The 245-nt window shown below is 43.3% G+C and carries 1 protein-coding gene; it reads left to right on the top strand.

Features of this window, described 5'->3' with window-relative positions:
* Nucleotides 1-245 (top strand): reverse transcriptase domain-containing protein (locus LKE08_RS00240; protein ID WP_324702187.1); only part of this gene is annotated, 245 nt, incomplete at both ends.

Here is a 245-nt window from a genome sequence, read left to right as displayed (position 1 = left end):
ACAAAAGCCGGGACACCACAAGGAAGGGTAATAAGTCCACTCCTCGCCAACATCGCACTGGATGGAATGGTGAGGCATATAGAAAAACTCTTTCCAAAGAAAAGAAAAAGAGTACAAGCAACGGTCGTTAGATATGCTGATGATTTCGTAGTTATATCACCAAAGCTTGAAATCATTGAACAGTGCAAGATTGCCATCTCCGATTGGTTAAAGCCCATTGGACTCCAACTCAAGCCGGAAAAGAC

The organism is Lyngbya sp. CCY1209 (genome assembly GCF_035615495.1).
GTDB lineage: Bacteria > Cyanobacteriota > Cyanobacteriia > Cyanobacteriales > Microcoleaceae > Limnospira.
Note: the sequence above shows the minus strand (reverse complement) of the source record. Positions and strands in the feature narration are given on the sequence as shown.